Genomic DNA, 17,647 nt, shown 5'->3' on the forward strand with positions numbered 1-17,647 from the left:
AGGGCGAACCCGCTGGGGCACTCGTTCGCACGCCGAAGTCCGGCTCCGCCCGGTCAGGAACTGGCCGCCACCTCGAAGTAGTACCAGTTCGACTCGCTGACCGAACCGTCGGCCCGTACGGCTTGGACGGTCAGATCAACCCAGCCGCTCGAACTCGGCGTCCACTCGACGGTCGCCCTGCCGTCGGCGCCGGCCGGTACCTCGGTCGGCTCCGGCGCGCCCCCGAAGTTGTAGCGGTAGGCGACGGTGTCCGTCCAGCCCGGCGGCGGGGAGAAGGTGAACGTTCCCTCGATGCCCACGCCACCCACCGCGTGCCCGTCCGGCGGGTAGAAGTAGACGTCCGATGCCACCCCGGGCCAGGGGTCGAAGAAGACGGACCAGCCCGCGCTCTGGGAGACGAAGCCGTTGTCGCTGCGGCTGCGTACCGAGAGCCTGTGCCCGACCGGATTGTCCGCGACGAAACTGAAGTGCGCCGTACCGTCCGGCTCCGCCTGTCGGGTCACGGGCTGCCCGCCGTCGAGCGCAATCTCGTACTCACGGACGCCCACCATCCCGCTCACCGGGGTGAACGTGAACCGGACCTCCTGGCCCCACTGCGGCGTCCCGCTCTCGACCCGCACGTTCGGCGCGGACCAGGGCACCCGGGTGGTGTACCGGGCCTCCGCCGAGACGTTACCGGCGAGGTCGATCGCGCGGACCGTCAACCGCTGCTCGAATCCATTGACGGGGTTGAGGGTGACGGTCGCGGAGCCGCCCGGAACATCGGCCCTGACGGTGTTGGTTGCCGCGAACGGGTCGGTACAGACGGTCTGACCGACGTGGCCGCCGGAACTGCAGACCGGGACTCCCAAGTCGGCCCACGAGTACTCGAACCCGACGATGTCCTGGTCCCCACGAGCGGAAAAGGTGAACACCCCCGGTACACCCACCGGCGCGAAAGTGCCGTCCGACGGGTAGTTCTCCGAACTGATCGTCGGCGCCGAGGGCGCTTTGCCGTCGTAGGTGAAGAAGCAGGTTTCCGACCAGTCCGAGGTCTCTCTGCCGTCGCTGACCCTGGCCTGCCAGACGTACGACTTCCCGTCTACGAGCGTGCCCGTCGGCAGGCTGACCGAACCTACTCTCCCGGACTGCACCTGGTCCTGGCTGACGACGGTCCGGGCCGCCGGATCGTCCGCGGGCCAGACCGCGAACTCGGTCTTCAGCCGGTACTGGTCCCGCTCGTCCGAGTCGGTGCCCACCGCTTCCAGGCGCCTCGCGAATCCCCCGAGCACCCGGTACGGCTGGGCGTGCGAGCACGGAAACCCACCGTTGAACATCAGGCCGCTGTCGATCGTCGGTGCCGCGTTGTGCTCCACGGTCAGGCCGACGCTCTTGTACCAGTTCAGCCGCCGGCCATAGGCCGGATCGCCCTCGTACGGCTGCGGCACCCGGATCTCGAAGGTGACCCGTCGCCGGTCGTGCTCCACCGCGTCCTGCACGGCGGCACCCACGTCGAAGGAAAGGGTTGCCCCGGGGCAGGACTGGATGGTCAGGATCTCGTCGAGCTTCGCGATTTCCTGGGGAGCACGGTTCCAGCTCGGAGTCTCGCCCACCGGCTCAGTGCGCCAGATCTCGATCGCCCGCTTGGTGCAGTCCGCGGCGCTGGACTCCTGGATGAAGACCGTGCCCCCGTAGATCTTCGCGTCCTGGAACTGGGTGAGGTCGAAAGTCGCGTACACGCGAGAGGTGTGGGAGCCGCCGGTGCCGTCCGTCGAGGTGCCCAGCGGCATGTTGACTCCCTCGGTCCAACCGTAGGGCGTGGACGGTGTGGCCGAGTCGGTCCAGCCGATCTGGACCGACGGGGCCGAGTCGAAATGCCCGCTCGCCACGGCGGCGCCGCCCGTGGAGACGACCGCGAGCCCGGCGGCGCTGAGCGTCAGCGCGAGCGCGGCGACGAGGCCACGACGTGGCCGAGGCTGAATCACAGTGAAGGGTCCTCCCGTGTGCCCGTTCCGTGTCCGAACGGTCACCGGGATTCAACCGTCCCGGTACGACATCCAGCAACGCCGTTTCCCGTCACAACCAGTCTCGGTGCTTGAAGATCAGATAGAGGCTGCCGGAGACCACGAGCATCAGCGCCACCGCGAACGGGTAGCCGAGCACCCAGTGCAGCTCGGGCATGTGGTCGAAGTTCATGCCGTACACGGTGCCGATCAGGGTCGGGGCGAAGAGGATCGCCGCCCAGGCGGAGATCTTCTTGATCTCCTCGTTCTGCGCGTAACTGGCCTCTGTCAGGTTCTTGACCTCCTCGTTCTGCGTCTGGGAGACCAGCGTCGCGTTGAGGGCGAGGATCTCGCCGAGGATCTGCCGGAAGCCGTGCACCCGCTCGGCCACGGTGGTCGCGTGGTCGGCCACGTCGGCCAGGTAACGGCGCAGCTCGTCGTCGGTGTCGTACTTCTCGAAGCCGGCGGTGAGGCTCCGCAGGATGTCGATCAGCGGTCGGGTCGCCCGCTGGAACTCGATCACCTCGCGGGAGAGTTCGTAGATCCGCCGCGTCACCTGCGGGTCGCGGAGGAAGACCTCGCTCTCGATCTCGTCGATGTCGTGCTGCAGTCCGCCGATGACCGGGGCGTAGCCGTCGACCACGCTGTCCAGGATCGCGTACAGGATCGCCTCCGGGCCGCGCCGCAACAGGTCCGGGTCGTCCTCCATCCGACCGCGTACGGCGGTCAGTTCGGGCGCCTGGCCGTGCCGTACCGTCACCACGAAGTTCCCCCCGACGAAAATGTGCACCTCGCCGAAGTCGACCTCCTCCGTCTCGTCCAGGTACCGGGCGGCGCGCAGTACGACGAAGAGCGTCTCGCCGTACCGTTCCAGCTTCGGGCGCTGGTGGGCGACGATCGCGTCCTCGACCGCCAGCTCGTGCAGGCCGAACTCCTCCGCCAGCGCCAGCAGCTGCGCCTCGGTCGGCCGGTACAGCCCGATCCACGCCAACGTGCCGGGTTGCTCGCGCAGCAACCGGCACGCCTCGGCGACGTTCGGCGGGGTGGCGACCCGGCGGCCGTCCCGGTAGATCGCCGAAGTGACCACACTCTCCTCGACCGGCCCGGTGGAGACGCGGGCCCGTGGGTCCATCGACAGCTCCGGGGGCGAGAGCTGCGGATAGCGCTCCGGGGAGCGGCGCGCGGACCTCGTGGGACGCGACGAACGCGGACGCCTCTCCGGCACGGCACCCTCCACCCCGGGTCGACACCCCTCGCGGCCGGCCGGCGCGCGCCGGTCGGCCGATCCGTCAGTCCACCCCATCAAACCAGCCATAAAAGCCCGCAATGCCGTAAATCGGCAGCCGCGGACCCGGCCATGGTCAGACGAGGCACACCCGGGTCGGCGGACCGAGGCCCGGGGCGTGTCCGCCCGGCGACGAACGCCCTGATGCCAGTCGAAGGCTTGGCGGTCGATCGCGGGATTCTCGTCACGTGGCGACCGATCCGGTGCGGGTGTTGGGCAAGATGGAACGGCTCACCGTACGGGTGGAGGAGAACGTCGTGATCACAGCAGCTTCCGGCTCGGCCCCGTCGTACCGGGCGCGCCCGCACCGGGTCCTGGCATGACCGCCGCCGGGGCGCTCGACAGCGCCGTGCTCGACCGGGTGGTCTGGGCCTCCCTGACCGGCGCGCCCACCGGCCTGGTCGAGGTGGCCGGCGAGGCCGCCCGCTACCACCCGGACGTCTCGCCCTTCGCGAGCGTCGCCGACCCGGCCGACCCGCGCGGCTGGCACGACCTGGCCGCGCTCGCCGGACCGGGCGGGGAGGTGCTGCTGACGGGCGAGGACTTCCCGCCGCCGGAGAGCTGGGAGATCACCTGGCGCGTCGACGGGGTACAGATGGTCGGCCTCGCCGTGGCCGCCGCCGACGATCCCGAGGTCGTGCCGCTCGGCCCGGACGACGTACCGGAGATGCTCGACCTGACCGAGCGGACCAGGCCGGGACCGTTCCGTCCGCGCACCGTCGAGATGGGAACCTACCTGGGCATCCGCCGCGACGGTCGGCTCGCCGCGATGGCCGGCGAGCGGCTGCGCCCGCCGGGCTGGACGGAGATCAGTGCCGTCTGCACCGATCCGGCGTACCGCGGCCAGGGGCTCGCCGGCCGGCTGATCAGGGCGGTCGCCGCCGGCATCCGCCGCCGCGACGAGATCCCGTTCCTGCACACCGGTGCCGACAACACCAACGCGATCCGGCTGTACGAGGCGCTCGGCTTCGAGCTGCGCCGCGAGGTCACCTTCGCCGTCGCGCGGGTACCGCAGCCGCCGACTCCCTGAGCCGCGCGTTCCCGTCCACAGCTAACTCCGCCGCGGCGTCGCGCGCTACCGCAGCATCGCGGCCAGCCGCGAGGGCGAACTGGTGTGCAGGACGCCGGGGATGGAACGGACGGTCTGTTCGACGGGTGCCATGCTCTCGGGGCTGGAGTAGAGGATCACCCTGGTCTGGTTGCCGGCACCGCGCATGGCCTGGACGAGTTCGAGTCCCGCCCGTGGGTTGTAGTTGCCGCCCCGTTCGACCCGGCCCATGTCGGAGACGACCAGGTCGACCGGCCCCTCGGTGGCCAGCAGGTGCAGCGCCTCGGCGGTCGAGCGCGCCTGCAGCACGGAATAGCCGGCCTCCACGGCCCGCGCCCGTTCGTACACGATCGTGTCCGGCTCGTCGTCGACCCAGAGCAGCTTCCCGCTGGAGATGGGCGGGGGCGCGACCGGCCCCGGCGTTCCCCACGGAATGGGCGGCGGTACGGACGGCAGCGGTGGCGGTACGGGCGCCGGGCCCTGCGTCCCCGGGCCCCACGTTCCCGGAACCGGCGTTCCCGGGACCGGCGTTCCCGGGACCGGCGTCCCCGGAAACTGCGTTACCGGACCCGGTGTCACCGGCGGCTCGGTCCGGGCGGGCGGCGGCTCGTCGGAGGCGGGCACCCCCGGCTCGCGGTCGGCCGCGGCCCCCGGCTCGGCACGCTCATCCGGTCCCGTCTCCCGGTCGTCCTCGCTCTCCGGCACCGAGCCGTACCCGCCCGGGGCACCGCCGTAGGAACCACCGGGCGCCGAGCCGTAGGGATCGCCCGGTGCCGAGCCGTAGGGACCGCCCGGCACCGGGCCGTACCCGCCCGGGACACCGCCGTAGCCACCGCCGGGGACGGGTACGGGAGGCTGCGGCGCGCCGGGGTACGGCGGCCACGGCGCGTAGGGATCGTTGGTCGAGGGCGGCCCGGGCGGCGGCATCGGGACCGGCGGGTACCACCCTCCGCCGTCCACGGCGGCCGGCGCGGTGACCCCCTGCTCAAGGGTGTTGATCCGGTCCTGGAGATCCTCGATCAGTTTCCGGGTCTCGTCGGTGGCGCGCTGCACGCCGACCCGGTTCCCGGCGATCTCGATCTCGAAGGAGCTGCTGTCGTTCAGCAGCCTCCGGACGATCGGAAGCAGCGCCAGGACCACCCCGCCGATGACGATCGGCCAGATCAGCGCTGCGATGGCTTTGAGTAACTCCGCGATCTGCATGGTCCCCGACACGTTCGCTCTCGGCGGCTCGGACAGTCGCAGAGACTACAGCCGATCGGCACTGTGGACGGTCGGGCCCCTTGCCATACCGGTGATGGCAAGGAGCCCTTCCCGCTCAGCTCGCCCGGTCGTTGACGTGGCGCAGCACCGGATGGCGCGCGAGGTCCTTCGGGTCCAGCGGTTCGCCCGATCGGACCAGGAACGTCGCCGACTCGCCCGGCAGGAGCGTGACCAGCGCGTTGTCGACCTCCGCGGCCGGATCGAGCCGGTCGGGGAAGAGGGTCAGGTCGCGCAGGATGGTCTCGGCGGTGACCCGTACCAGCAGCCCGCCGTCGACCCGCTCGGCCGTGACCCCGTACGCCCCGGACGGGTACTCGACGTCGCGGTCCTCCGCGAAGAACCAGAGGGCCCGCTCCGCCTCGCCGCCGTCGGAGTCGACGAGCAGCAACTCACGACGGGGCTCCTCGGCGACCGCCAGCTCGACCGGCAGCGGCACGGTCACCGCCGAGTACGCCGGCACGTCCAGCTCGATCGAGAGCTTGGCGCGGGGCTGCCCGGTCAGCGTCAGGCGGCTCACCTCCGCCGCCCCGGTCCACGGCCGCGCGGTCTCGTTCACCGCGACCACGGCCAGCCCGCCGTCGCGCGGCTGCACGGTGAGCAGCCGGTCGGCGAAGACCCGGCGCAGCGCGTACCACAGGGGCTTGCGCCGCCCGTCCCCGTCCACGGCGGACCACGAGGTGACCGGCCAGCAGTCGTTGAGCTGCCAGACGATCGCGCCCATGCAGACCGGACGGTGCGACCGGAAGTGCTCGATACCCAGCGCGATCGCCCGCGCCTGGTTGACCTGCGTCAGGTAGTGCCAGTCGTCGAAGTCGCGCGGCGCCGGCAGGTGCGCGTCCAGCCCGCGTCGCAGCTTGGCGTCCCCGTCGCTCGCCTTCTGGTGGTGGGCCATGCCGGGCGAGTCGTGCGCCAGCGACTCGTCCGAGAGGGCCCGGCGCAGCGTCGCGTACGCCGGCGGCGCCTGGTAGCCGAACTCCGCCACGAACCGGGGCACGTAGTCCCGGTAGTGGACGTAGTCCACCCGGTTCCAGACGTCCCAGATGTGCATGCTGCCGTACGACGGGTCGTTCGGGTGCCGGTCCGGGCTGCCCGACCAGGGGCTGCCGGGCCAGTACGGCCGGGTCGGGTCCAGCGCGCCGACGATGCCGGGCAGCACCTCGTGGTAGTAGCCGGCGCCCCAGGTCCGGTCGCCGAGCTGCTCCTGCCAACCCCAGTCGTGCCAGCCCCAGATGTTCTCGTTGTTGCCGGTCCACATCACCAGGCTCGGATGGCTGGCCAGCCGGGTCACCTGCTCGGTCGCCTCGGCGGCAACCTCGCTGGCGAACGGCTCCTCCTCCGGGTACGCCGCGCAGGCGAAGAGGAAGTCCTGCATCACCAGCAGCCCCAGCTCGTCGGCGAGCTCGTAGAAGTCCTCGGACTCGTACCGGCCGCCGCCCCAGACCCGCAGCAGGTTGACGTTGGCCTCGACCGCCTGCGCGAACCGCCGCGCGTACCGGGGCCGGTCGACCCGGGTGGGGAACGCGTCGTCGGGGATCCAGTTCACCCCGCGCGCGAAGATCGGCAGGTCGTTGACCACGATCGTGAACGCCGAGCCGTGCTCGTCCGCCCCGCTGTCGAGGCGTACCGAGCGGAAGCCGATCCGGCGCGACCACGTGTCCCGTACCGCGCCGTCGGGGCCCTGCAGGGCCACGTCGAGCGGGTAGAGCGGCTGCTCGCCGTAGCCGCGGGGCCACCAGAGCCGGGGGGACGCGACGGTGGCGGTCAGCACCGCCGTACGCTCGCCGGGCGCGAGGACCGCCTCTGCGCGTACGCCGTCGACGGTGGCGTGGACGGTGAGCGGCTCGTCGCTCGCCCGCTCGACCTCGACGTGCACCTCGACCCGGCCCGCGCCGTCCGCGACCGTCACCAGCGGGCGTACGCTCGCCAGCCGTGCCACGCCCCAGGAGTGCAGCCCGATCTCCTGCCAGATGCCGGCGGTGACCAGCGTCGGTCCCCAGTCCCAGCCGAAGTTGCAGGCCATCTTGCGGATGAAGGCGAACGGCTCGGGGTAGGCGTTGGGCAGCTCGCCGAGGCGGGTGCGCTGCGCCTCGGCATACCGGTAGGCCGATTCGAACCGGACCCGGAGCACGTTCTCGCCGACGCGCAGCAGATCGCGCACGTCGAAGCGGTAGCCCCGGTGCATGTTGGCGGTGCGCCCCACCTCCACGTCGTTGAGCAGTACCGTCGCCACCGTGTCCAGCCCGGCGCAGACCAGGTCCACCCGGGGATCCTCGCCGCCGTCCCACTCGAACGTGGTCTCGTAGACCCAGTCGGTCCGGCCGATCCAGGCCAGTCCGGTCTCGTTGTCGTCCAGGTACGGGTCGGGGATGAGCCCGGCGGCGAGCAGGTCGGTGTGCACGCAGCCCGGCACGGTCGCCGGTACCCGCACCTCCGCGATCTCCGCCGGTACCTGCGGCCCGGGTACGGCCCGCAGGTACCAGCCGTCGTGCAGCGTCTGGATCGTCACGGCCACCTCGGCTGGCCCGCGTCACGACTGATCAAGATTTCACCGCGCCTTCCATGATCCCTCGAACAATTTGCCGGCCCCCGACGAAGAGCATCACCAGCAGGGGCAGTGTCGCCACGAAGGCGCCGGCCAGCACCCGACGGTAGATCACGTAGTTCCCGCTGGCCAGGTCCGAGATCGCGACCATCGAGGTGGGGTAGTCCGTGCCGCTCAGCGTGATCAATGGCCACTGGAAGTCGTTCCAGGTGGCGACGAAGGTCAGCAGCCCGAGCACCGCGAGCGCCGGGCGGATCGACGGCAGCACGACGCTCCAGAAAATCCGCATCGTGGTCGCCCCGTCCACCCGGCCGGACTCGACCAGTTCGTCCGGTACGGCGTTGACGATGAACTGCCGCATGTAGAAGACCCCAAAGGCGGTCACCAGCCCGGGCGCGATGACGGCGAGCAGGGTGCCGTTCCAGCCCAGCTTGCCCATCACGATGTAGAGCGCGACGACGCCGAGCTGGTTCGGCACGGTCAGGGTGAGCACCACCAGCAGCATCAGCAGCCGGCTGCCCGCGAAGCGCAGCTTGGCGAAGGCGAAGCCGGCCAGCGAGCAGAAGAACAGCACCGACGCGGTCACCACGGTCGAGACGATGACGCTGTTCACCAGCGACGCGGCGAAGTACACGTCCTGGAGCGAGAAGACCTCGCGCAGGTTGACCAGCAGTTGGCTGCCCGGCACCACCGTCGGCGGGATCTGCGCCAGCGCCTCGTCGGTACTGGTGGCGATCACGAACATCCAGTAGATCGGGAACGCCGCGAAGAGGCTGATCAGGGAGAGCAGCACGTACGTCCAGAACCCCCCGGGGGTGTCCTGCGGGGCGCGCCCCAGCAGCCTCGGCCGGGCACGCCTGGCGGTGCTCGCCGGTACGGTCGCCGGCCTCTCCTCCACGGGCACTGTGCTCACCGGCGCCCACCTCCCACCCGGTTGGTCAGCAGCGTGTTGATCCCCGCGACGACGAGGATGATCAGGAATAGAGCCCAGGACATCGCGCCCGCGTAGCCCAGGTTGAGGTCCTTCCAGCCGACCTTGTAGATCAGCTGTGCGATCGTCTGCCACTCCCCGTTCGCGCCGCCGGTCGCGGCCTGCGCGTTCAGGTCGAAGAGCATCGGCTCGGTGAAGAGCTGCAACCCGCCGATGGTGGAGAGCACGACGGTGAAGAGCACCACCGGCCGGATCATCGGTACGGTGATCCGCCAGAGCTGCCGCCACCAGCCCGCCCCGTCCAGCGCCGCGGCCTCGTAGACGTCGCGCGGGATCGACTGCATCGCGGCCAGGTACAGCAGCGCGTTGTAGCCGATCCACTTCCAGTTCACCATCGTCGCGATGGCGATCCAGGCGTGCAGCTTGTCCGCGCGCCAGTCGATCGGATGGTCCGCGCCGCCCACGCCGAGGAGCCCGAGCGCCCAGTTCGCCATCCCGTTGTCGCGGGCGAAGAAGACGTTGAAGACGATGGTGGAGGCGGTGATCGGGGTGACGTACGGCAGCAGCACGCTCACCCGCCACCAGGTCTGCGCCCGCAGTCTGCGGTTCAGCACCGACGCGATCACCAGCGCCAGGAAGAGCTGCGGCACCGTCGACAACACGAAGATCCCGAAGGTGTTGTAGAGCGCGTTCCAGAAGTCCCCGTCCTGCAGCAACTGGCTGAAGTTGGCGAACCCGGCCCAACCGGTCAGCGTCGGGTCGTCCAGCCGCCAGTTCCGCAGCGCGACCACCCCGTTGAAGATCAACGGAAACAGGCCGAATATCGCGAAGAGCAGGAAGAAGGGCACGATCATCAGGTACGGCATGTACCGGATGTCGAACCGGTGCAGCCGATCCCGCCAGGTCAACCGCGGGGCGTCGGTACCGGACCCGGTACCGCGCGAACCCTCGGTACCCGGTTCGGGGGCGGCGCCGCGGCCGCCTGCCGCGGCCGGCGCGGCACGGGTGGTGGACATTGGACACTCCAGAGCCGTAGACAGATCAATCGACAACGCCACGCCGGGACGTGGTGAAAATGGCGGCAACCCGCCACGCCCGGCAACGCCGGACGGGATTCGGTAGCGGCCGTGGCGCCTCCGGTCCGGTCCGGAGGCGCCGCGGAACAGCCGTTCGGATCTCCGACGGACCCCCGGTACGCGCGGAGCGAGCCCACCGGTCTGCGTGGCGGGGAACCACCGGCACGCGCGGACCGAGACCACCGGATCCGGCGGGGCCCACCGTGCCCAGCGAAGACATCAAGCCTGACGGGCTGAGCTGGGCATGGTGGGCCCCGCCCCCACCGCGACCACGACGAACCGAGACCACGACAAACCGAGACCACGACGAACCGCGACCAGGATCGGCCGCGAGCGCGACGGAGGAATCAGGAGGTCGACGCCTTCTGCGCCTCCTTGGTCGCCTCCGCCCACGCGTCCGCCGGCTTGAGCGACCCGTTCTCCACGCGCCGGATCACGTTCTCGACCGCCACCCGCGTCGGACCGTTCTTCTTGCCGAGGTACTGCGGCTTCAGCCCCTCGGCCATCTTCGGGAAGATCTGCCCGACCGGGGCGTTGTTCATGAACGGGTTCTTGAAGTCGACGATCGCCGGGTCCTTGTAGAGCGCCGGCTGCGAGGGCAGGTTGCCCACCTTCTTGAAGATGTCGATCTGCTGCTCCGGCTGCACGAGCCACTCCAGCAGCTTGTACGCCTCGTCGACGTTCTTGCTCTGCTTCGGGATGGTCAGGAACGAGCCGCCCCAGTTGCCGCTGCCGCCCGGTACCGCCGCGATGTCCCACTTGCCGGACTGCTGCGGCGCGGTGTCCTTGATGTGACCGAGCATCCAGGCGGGGCAGGCCAGCACGGCGAACGAGTCGTTCAGGAAGCCCTTGTCCCAGTCGGCCTGGAAGCTGGTCAGGTTCGCCGACAGGCCGGCCTGGATCGCCTTGACCGAGTAGTCGAACGCGACCTTGGGACCGCCCTCCATCTGGAGGTTGTTGCTCTCGTCGTAGAAGCCGACGGGCTGCTGGCCGAGGATCGGGTTGAACAGGTTGGTCGCGGAGTCGACGAACTTCTTCTTGCTCTTCGCCGTGTACTCCTGGCCGACCTCGATGAACTTGTCCCAGGTGGGCCAGAGCGCGGAGACCTGGTCGCGTTCCGTGGGCAGGCCGGCGGCCTTGAAGAGGTCGGTGCGGTAGCACATCGCCAGCCCGCCGACGTCGGTACCGAGACCGAGCTGGCTCTTGCCGTCCGGCGAGAGCGACTGCTGCCACTTCCACGGCAGGTACTTGCTCTGGTACGAGCTGGCGCCCTTGTCGAGGAGGTTGACGAACTTGTCGGACTGGCCCCGGAACTGGACGATGAAGCCCTCGTCGATGGCCGCGATGTCGGGCGCGCCGGAGCCGGCGATGAGCTTCTTCTGCAGGTCCTCGTGCTGGGCGTTGAACTCGCCCGAGTTGAGGCTGATGGTCACGTTCGGGTGCTCGGCCTCGTACTTCGCCTTGAGGTCCTGGAGCCCGAAGTCGCCCCAGAAGTTGATTTTCAAGTTGACCTTGCCGTCGGAGCCGCCGCCGCCCGGATTGCCGCTGCAGCCGGCGACCAGGGCGACGGCGGTGGCACCAACGGCCGCCACCCGGACCCAGTGCGTCCAGGACCGTTTCATGTCATCCTCCGAACCAGATGGGAACGCTCCCGGGATCGAGAAACGTTGACTGAACCGGATAAGTGAGGCCACGGTACGGGCGGCACCTGGGCATGTCAATGGCGGCTAAATGGCGCAACCAAGGCGTGATCTCCGCCCCGGGCCGACGCACGAAACTGCTCGGTAGAGCGCTCCACAGCGCACCCGGGAGCGCGGGCGGACGGCTGTGGGCCGCCGCGGAAGCCGTACGACCGGTACGCTTAACCGCGCAAGCAACGGCGCCCGGCGCCCGCGTCGAGCCTCCGGTGCGGTAGCGTCCAGACACCCAGCGCCAGGCGTACCGCCGGCGGCAGGCGCCCGAGCGGCCCCCGCCCGCGTCCGGGCCGATCCAGCAGAAGAGGAGCACCGGTGAAACGGCCCACGATCGCGGACATCGCCAGACGGGCCGGGGTCTCCAAGGGTGCCGTCTCGTACGCGCTCAACGGCCAGCCGGGGGTCTCCGAGGCGACCCGCCAGCGCATCCTCGCCATCGCCCAGGAGATCGGGTTCAACCCGAACAGCGCGGCGCGGGCCCTCTCCGGGGCGACCGCCAACGCCATCGGCCTGGCGCTCTGCCGCCCCGCCCGGATCCTCGGCGTCGAACCGTTCTTCATGGAGTTGATCAGCGGGGTCGAGGCCGAACTCTCCGCGCGCTCGTACGCCCTGACGTTGCAGATCGTCAGCGAGCAGGAGACCGAGATCGCGGTCTACCGGCGGTGGTGGGGCGAGCGGCGGGTGGACGGCGTCCTCGTCTGCGACCTGCGGGTCGACGACCGGCGGGTGGCGGCGCTGGAGGAACTGCAACTGCCCGCCGTGGTGATCGGCGGTCCCGGCCACACCGGCGGGCTGGCGAGCGTCTGGTCCGATGACGCGGCGGCGCTGGTGGAGGCGGTGGAGTACCTGGTGGCGCTCGGGCACCGGCGGATCGCCCGGGTCGGCGGACTGCCCGGACTGCTCCACACCGAGCGGCGCACCGACGCCTTCGCCGCGGTCTGCGGGCGGGCCGGCCTGGAGCACGCCGTCACCGTGCCGTCGGACTACACCGGCGAGGAGGGGGCGCGGGCCACCCGCCGGCTGCTCAGCGCCGCCGACCGGCCGACCGCGATCCTCTACGACAACGACGTGATGGCGATCGCGGGGCTCTCGGTCGCCCAGGAGATGGGGCTGGCGGTCCCGGCCGACCTCTCCATCGTGGCGTGGGACGACTCGCCGCTCTGCCAGCTGGTGCATCCGCCGCTGACGGCGCTCGGCCGCGACATCCCCGCGTACGGCGCGCACGCGGCCCGGCGGCTGCTCGCGCTGGTGGCCGGGGGCCCGGTGGGGACGTACCAGGACGAGACGGCGCACCTCACGCCCCGGGGCAGCACGGCACCGCCCCGCCCGTCGATCTAGGGCAAATCCCCGTAGTTTAATCTTCAATCACCACGATTTGCCCTAGATCGGCGGGACTGACACCTCGGACTGAACCGGTTAAGCGGCCACGTCGGGCCGGGCTCCGGCCGGCGCACCCGATAGCATCGACCTCGTACTCGCGACTGGCGCAGCGAGGTGGAAGCGACCACCGGGGAGCGACCGTGGACCGTGCACCGCGCGCCTGGGTGTACGTCGAGAGCCGAGCCAGGAGGACGCCGTGCACGTACCACCGATCCCCAGCCTGACCGCCGTAGACCCGCAGCTCGCCGGCCTGATCGAGGCCGAGGCGCAGCGCCAGCACGACAAGCTGCGCCTGATCGCCTCCGAGAACTACGTCTCCACCGCCGTGCTGGAGGCGAGCGGCACGGTGCTGACCAACAAGTACTCCGAGGGCTACGCGGGCCGGCGCTACTACGAGGGCCAGCAGTTCGTCGACCAGATCGAGTCGCTGGCCATCGCCCGGGCCCGCGAGCTGTTCCAGGTCGACCACGCCAACGTGCAGCCGTACTCCGGCTCCCCCGCGAACCTCGCCGTCTACCTCGCCTTCCTCTCCCCCGGCGACAAGGTGATGGGGATGGCCCTGCCGATGGGCGGGCACCTCACCCACGGCTGGTCGGTCTCGGCCACCGGCAAGTGGTTCACCCCGGTCCGCTACAACGTCTCCCAGGAGACCGGGCGGATCGACCTGGACGAGGTCCGCGACCTGGCCCGCCGCGAGCGGCCCAAGGTGATCTTCTGCGGCGGCACGGCGGTGCCACGCACCATCGACTTCCCCGGCTTCGCCGAGATCGCCCGCGAGGTCGGCGCCGTGCTGGTCGCCGACATCGCCCACATCGCCGGTCTGATCGCCGGCGGGGCGCACCCGTCGCCGGTGGGGCACGCGGATGTCATCACCACCACCACGCACAAGACGCTGCGCGGTCCCCGCGGCGCCATGATCATGACGACCGCGGAGCACGCCGCCGCGATCGACAAGGCCGTCTTCCCGGGCCTGCAGGGCGGCCCGCACAACCACACCACCGCCGGCATCGCGGTGGCGCTCAAGGAGGCGGCCACCGACGACTTCCGCCGGTACGCCCACCAGGTCGTCGCCAACGCCAAGGCGCTCGCCGACGAGCTGGCCGAGCGGGGCTTCGCCCTCTCCTCCGGCGGTACCGACAACCACCTGATCCTGGCCGACCTCACCGCCAAGGGCATCGGCGGCAAGCCCGCCGCCCAGGCGCTGGACCGGGCCGGCATCGAGCTGAACTACAACACCGTCCCGTACGACACCCGCAAGCCCTTCGACCCGTCCGGGATCCGGCTCGGCACCGCCGCGCTGACCACCCGCGGCCTGACCGAGCAGCACATGCCGCAGGTGGCGGCCTGGATGGACGAGGCCGTCAGCGCCGCCGTCAAGGAGGACGAGGCGACGCTGAACCGGATCGCCGGCGAGGTGTCGGACCTGCTCGCCGGGTACCCGATGCCGGGCTTCGCCCGCGCGTAGCGCCCGCTTCCCGCCTCCATTGCGGCAGCGGTAGGGCCCGCCACCGTTGCGGCAGCGGTAGGGCCCGCCGGGCCCGGCGAATCCCGTCAGGCGTGACGTCTTCGCCGGGCCGGGCGGGCCCCACCCGCCTCCGCGGTCGAACCGCCCGGCCGCCGCGGCCTCAGGCGGTGGCGAGTTGCGGCGCGGCCAGCTCGTCGGCGTACTGGCGCAGCAGGGCCGGCAGGCGGTACCGTCCCGACCCCTCGCCGACCGCCAGGTGCGCGTCGACCAGCCCTTCCAGCGATCGCCAGGCGCGCAACGGCGGCACCCCCAGCCGCGCCGCCGCCTCCTGCGCGGTCGCGCCCGACGGTTCCCGGCCGAGCAGCTGGAACATCGGCTCGACCAGCGCGTCGTCCAGCCGCGCCGCGTGGTAGCCACGCGCGACGCTGTCCCGGACCGACGACCCCTCGTACGTCAGCCCGTCGAGCCGGTACCGCTCGTCCGTGAGCTGCTCGGCCAGCATCGCGACGCTCCAGCCGGGCCGGCCGGCCAGTCTGGCCCCGGCGATCCGCAGCGCCAGCGGCAGCCCGCCGCAGAGCCGGACCAGCTCGGCGGTGGCCGCCGGATCGGCGGCCACCCGCGACGCGCCGGCGAGCCGGGCGAGCAGCGCCTCCGCGTCGGAGACGGCGAGCGGCCCCACGGGCACCCGCCGCACCCCGTCGAGGGCGCCGAGGCGTCGCCACGAGGTGAGCAGCAGCGCGGATCCGGCCTCGGCCGGAATCAGCGGGCGTACCTGGTCGGCGTGCCACACGTCGTCGACCACGACCAGCACCCGGCGGCCGGCCAACCGGGACCGGTACCAGCCGGTCAGCTCGTCCAGCTGCGGCGGGAGCCCGCCGGGCGGCGGGCCCAGGGCGCGCAGCGCCCGGGCCACCAGGCGGTCGGCGGTCACGGCGGCGGGGGTCGAGCCGTGGCCGCCGAGGTCGATGAAGATCTGCCCGTCCGGGAAATCGGCGGCGAGCAGGTGCGCCGCCCGCACCACGAGGGCGGAGCGGCCGCTTCCGGCCGGTCCGGAGATCGCGACCACCGCCGGAACACCGGCCGCCGCCCGGCCCGCCGTCAGCAGCTGGTCGAGTTCGGCGCCCCGCCCGACGAGCCGCGCCCGGTCCGCCGGCAGCTCCCGGGGTACGACCGGCGGGCCGGCGGCGGTGGTCGCGACCTCCCCCGCGGGCGGAGCCGACGCCGGGCGCGACGTCTCCGCCACGGCGCGGTGCGGGGCGGGCGGCGGGACGCGGTCCAGCACCGCGCGGTGCAGCGCGGCCAGCTCGGTACCGGGTTCGAGGCCGAGCTGCTCGTCCAGGACGGTACGGGCCGAGCGGTACGCGTCGAGCGCGCCGGCGACGTCCCCGCCCCGGTAGAGGGCGAGCATCAGCTGGGCCCAGGCCCGTTCCCGCAACGGATGGTCGGCGAGGTACTGCCGCAGCGGCCGGACCAGGTTGGCGTGCTCGCCCAGCGCCAGCCGCGCCTCGGCCAGGTCCTCGAAGACCTGGCGGCGCTGCTCCTGGAGGGCCGCCAGGTGCGCCTCCAGCACGGGGCCGCAGCGCAGCCGCTCGCCCGCCACCGCGCCGCGCCAGAGCGCCAGGGCGGCGGTGAGGCTCGACGCGGCGGAGCTCGGGTCGTCCTTGGCCAGCGCCGCCCGACCCGCGCCGGCCAGCGCGGTGAACTCGTCGGCGTCGAGCTCGCCCGCCCCGATCCGCAGCCGGTACGCCCCGGGCCCGGCCACGACCCGGTCGCCGAGCACCTGCCGCAGGGCGGCGGCGTGCGTGCGGAGGTTGGCCACCATGGACCGGGGCGGCTGCCCGGCCCAGACCATGCTGGCGAGCCGCTCCAGGGAGACCTGCCGCTCGTGCTCCAGTGCGAGCCCGGCCAGCACCGCCTGCCGCTTGGCCGGGCCCAGTACGGCCGGCCGGCCGTCGACCCGTACCTCGACGGCGCCCAGCAACCGGATCTCGATGCGCATCACGACTCCCCCGCTTGATGATCATCACCCTAGGCGGCCGGCGGAATGCGCATCAAGAAATGTGGATGCCCGACGATCGTGAGAAGAGTCAGTCGGCAAATCGGGCGTGCGGGTGTGACAAAAAGCGGGCCGCGGACGCTACGGGCGGAAATCGTGACCCGCCTTCAGTCGGGACGGACCGCGCCGCTCGACCGGCCCGTACGGGGCGCCGGCCGCGACGCGGTCACGACCCGCACCGCGAGGGCGCCGGCGAGCAGCGCCAGCGCGAACACGCACAGGATCCGTACGACGGTGGCGGCGAGGAGACCGGCCGCGGGCAGGTGCGGCAGCGCCGCGCAGCCGACCGCCGCCACGACCGCCGCGCCGCCCCAGAAGACGCCCGGTCGCCGCGGTACCGGTCGGGCTGGCGGGGCGGCACCGGCCAGCAGCAGACGGCGCCGGCCGATCCGGGCCGCGAGCAGAACCGTGACGAGCGCGCCGACGGCCGTGCTGGTCAGGTCCGACACCGTCCACCACGGAACCCCCGTCGCCTCGTACCAGTGCACCCCGAAGAGGGTGGACAACCAGCCGTCGGTGTGGGTGAGCCAATCCCAGCCGACGTGGGTGGCGGCTCCGAGCAGCGCCGAGCCGACCGTGATCCACCACCGGTGCCGCACGGACCCGAGGACCCCGTAGTCCCGCCACGCGAACCACCGACTCCGGGGCAGGTGCGCCGCGATCGTCCCGGCCGAGCGCCGGAGGAGCCAGGTCCCGGCGAGCGCCACCGGCAGGCACCACCAGAGCAGGGCCGGGAGCGCGTGCGTGTCGGCGAAGAGGTCGCCGCGCCCGTTCGTCGCCACGTAGCTCAGGTCGGGGGCGACCGCACCGCAGACCAGCGCGACGCCGTCGAACCACCGGGGCCGCCACAGCTTCAACGGCAGTACGGGTGCCAGGTGGGAGGGGAACGTCAACGGCACGAGGAAGCCAAACCTCCGGGTAGGAC

General features: G+C 71.7%; 13 protein-coding genes and 1 riboswitch. Of the genes, 4 read left to right on the forward strand and 9 right to left on the reverse strand.

Translation table 11 applies throughout. The features are described from left to right. Positions 1–53 precede the first annotated feature (53 nt). Together AB0J86_RS09560 and AB0J86_RS09565 are read right to left on the reverse strand one after the other, a co-directional pair. Positions 54–1,964 (reverse strand): hypothetical protein, encoded by a 1,911-nt coding sequence (locus AB0J86_RS09560; RefSeq protein ID WP_363855106.1) that lies wholly within the window; start codon positions 1,962–1,964, stop codon positions 54–56. A gap of 91 nt (positions 1,965–2,055) precedes the next feature. Beyond that, positions 2,056–3,114: a magnesium and cobalt transport protein CorA gene (locus AB0J86_RS09565; RefSeq protein ID WP_363855109.1), complete on the reverse strand. Its 1,059-nt coding sequence runs from the start codon at positions 3,112–3,114 to the stop codon at positions 2,056–2,058. 341 nt (positions 3,115–3,455) lie between these two features. Between AB0J86_RS09565 and AB0J86_RS09570 the strand changes: the two genes are divergently transcribed. Further along, on the forward strand, positions 3,456–3,590 hold the full coding sequence (locus AB0J86_RS09570; protein ID WP_363855112.1) for a hypothetical protein: 135 nt from the start codon (positions 3,456–3,458) through the stop codon (positions 3,588–3,590). Next, positions 3,587–4,297 carry a GNAT family N-acetyltransferase gene (locus AB0J86_RS09575; protein WP_363855115.1) on the forward strand — a complete coding sequence of 237 codons (711 nt, stop codon included), beginning with the start codon at positions 3,587–3,589 and terminating at the stop codon, positions 4,295–4,297. Before AB0J86_RS09570 ends, AB0J86_RS09575 begins: the two co-directional genes overlap by 4 nt. Positions 4,298–4,342: 45 nt before the next feature. On the opposite strand, the gene AB0J86_RS09580 is transcribed toward AB0J86_RS09575, so the two are convergent. From AB0J86_RS09580 to AB0J86_RS09600, 5 genes are all read right to left on the reverse strand, one after another. After that, the gene (locus tag AB0J86_RS09580; protein WP_363855118.1) at positions 4,343–5,518 is read right to left on the reverse strand and encodes a hypothetical protein; all 1,176 of its coding nucleotides are present in this window, start codon (positions 5,516–5,518) and stop codon (positions 4,343–4,345) included. 115 nt (positions 5,519–5,633) lie between these two features. Continuing rightward, a complete protein-coding gene (locus AB0J86_RS09585) occupies positions 5,634–8,084 on the reverse strand; it encodes a glycoside hydrolase family 2 TIM barrel-domain containing protein (protein ID WP_363855121.1) in 2,451 nt (816 codons plus the stop codon). Between the two features lie 31 nt (positions 8,085–8,115). Continuing rightward, positions 8,116–8,961 (reverse strand): carbohydrate ABC transporter permease, encoded by an 846-nt coding sequence (locus AB0J86_RS09590; protein WP_363855360.1) that lies wholly within the window; start codon positions 8,959–8,961, stop codon positions 8,116–8,118. 68 nt (positions 8,962–9,029) lie between these two features. Further along, positions 9,030–9,917 (reverse strand): sugar ABC transporter permease, encoded by an 888-nt coding sequence (locus AB0J86_RS09595; protein WP_363855363.1) that lies wholly within the window; start codon positions 9,915–9,917, stop codon positions 9,030–9,032. Between the two features lie 557 nt (positions 9,918–10,474). Next, positions 10,475–11,749 carry an extracellular solute-binding protein gene (locus AB0J86_RS09600; protein ID WP_363855124.1) on the reverse strand — a complete coding sequence of 425 codons (1,275 nt, stop codon included), beginning with the start codon at positions 11,747–11,749 and terminating at the stop codon, positions 10,475–10,477. A 387-nt stretch (positions 11,750–12,136) separates the two neighbouring features. Between AB0J86_RS09600 and AB0J86_RS09605 the strand changes: the two genes are divergently transcribed. Together AB0J86_RS09605 and glyA are read left to right on the forward strand one after the other, a co-directional pair. Next, entirely contained in the window at positions 12,137–13,159 is a 1,023-nt protein-coding gene (locus AB0J86_RS09605; protein ID WP_363855127.1) for a LacI family DNA-binding transcriptional regulator, read from the forward strand. Between the two features lie 129 nt (positions 13,160–13,288). Continuing rightward, a riboswitch (ZMP/ZTP riboswitch) is annotated at positions 13,289–13,374 on the forward strand. 23 nt (positions 13,375–13,397) lie between these two features. After that, complete coding sequence (gene glyA, locus AB0J86_RS09610; protein WP_363855130.1) at positions 13,398–14,666, forward strand: serine hydroxymethyltransferase; 1,269 nt, start codon at positions 13,398–13,400, stop codon at positions 14,664–14,666. A 160-nt stretch (positions 14,667–14,826) separates the two neighbouring features. Here the strand turns inward: glyA and AB0J86_RS09615 are convergent, their stop codons facing one another. Beyond that, positions 14,827–16,665, reverse strand: a complete 1,839-nt coding sequence (locus AB0J86_RS09615) for an AfsR/SARP family transcriptional regulator (protein ID WP_363855133.1) — start codon at positions 16,663–16,665, stop codon at positions 14,827–14,829. Between the two features lie 164 nt (positions 16,666–16,829). After that, positions 16,830–17,621: a DUF4184 family protein gene (locus AB0J86_RS09620; RefSeq protein ID WP_363855135.1), complete on the reverse strand. Its 792-nt coding sequence runs from the start codon at positions 17,619–17,621 to the stop codon at positions 16,830–16,832. Positions 17,622–17,647: the final 26 nt, after the last annotated feature.

The sequence above is a fragment of the Micromonospora sp. NPDC049559 genome (genome assembly GCF_040676675.1).
Lineage (GTDB): Bacteria > Actinomycetota > Actinomycetes > Mycobacteriales > Micromonosporaceae > JBFAPK01.

Coding starts and splice junctions, on each gene's coding strand:
- AB0J86_RS09565 (WP_363855109.1), bottom strand. CDS start 3,114: ATGGACCCACGGGCCCGCGTCTCCACCGGGCCGGTCGAGGAGAGTGTG.
- AB0J86_RS09575 (WP_363855115.1), top strand. CDS start 3,587: ATGACCGCCGCCGGGGCGCTCGACAGCGCCGTGCTCGACCGGGTGGTC.
- AB0J86_RS09600 (WP_363855124.1), bottom strand. CDS start 11,749: ATGAAACGGTCCTGGACGCACTGGGTCCGGGTGGCGGCCGTTGGTGCC.
- AB0J86_RS09580 (WP_363855118.1), bottom strand. CDS start 5,518: ATGCAGATCGCGGAGTTACTCAAAGCCATCGCAGCGCTGATCTGGCCG.
- AB0J86_RS09615 (WP_363855133.1), bottom strand. CDS start 16,665: ATGCGCATCGAGATCCGGTTGCTGGGCGCCGTCGAGGTACGGGTCGAC.
- AB0J86_RS09595 (WP_363855363.1), bottom strand. CDS start 9,917: ATGCCGTACCTGATGATCGTGCCCTTCTTCCTGCTCTTCGCGATATTC.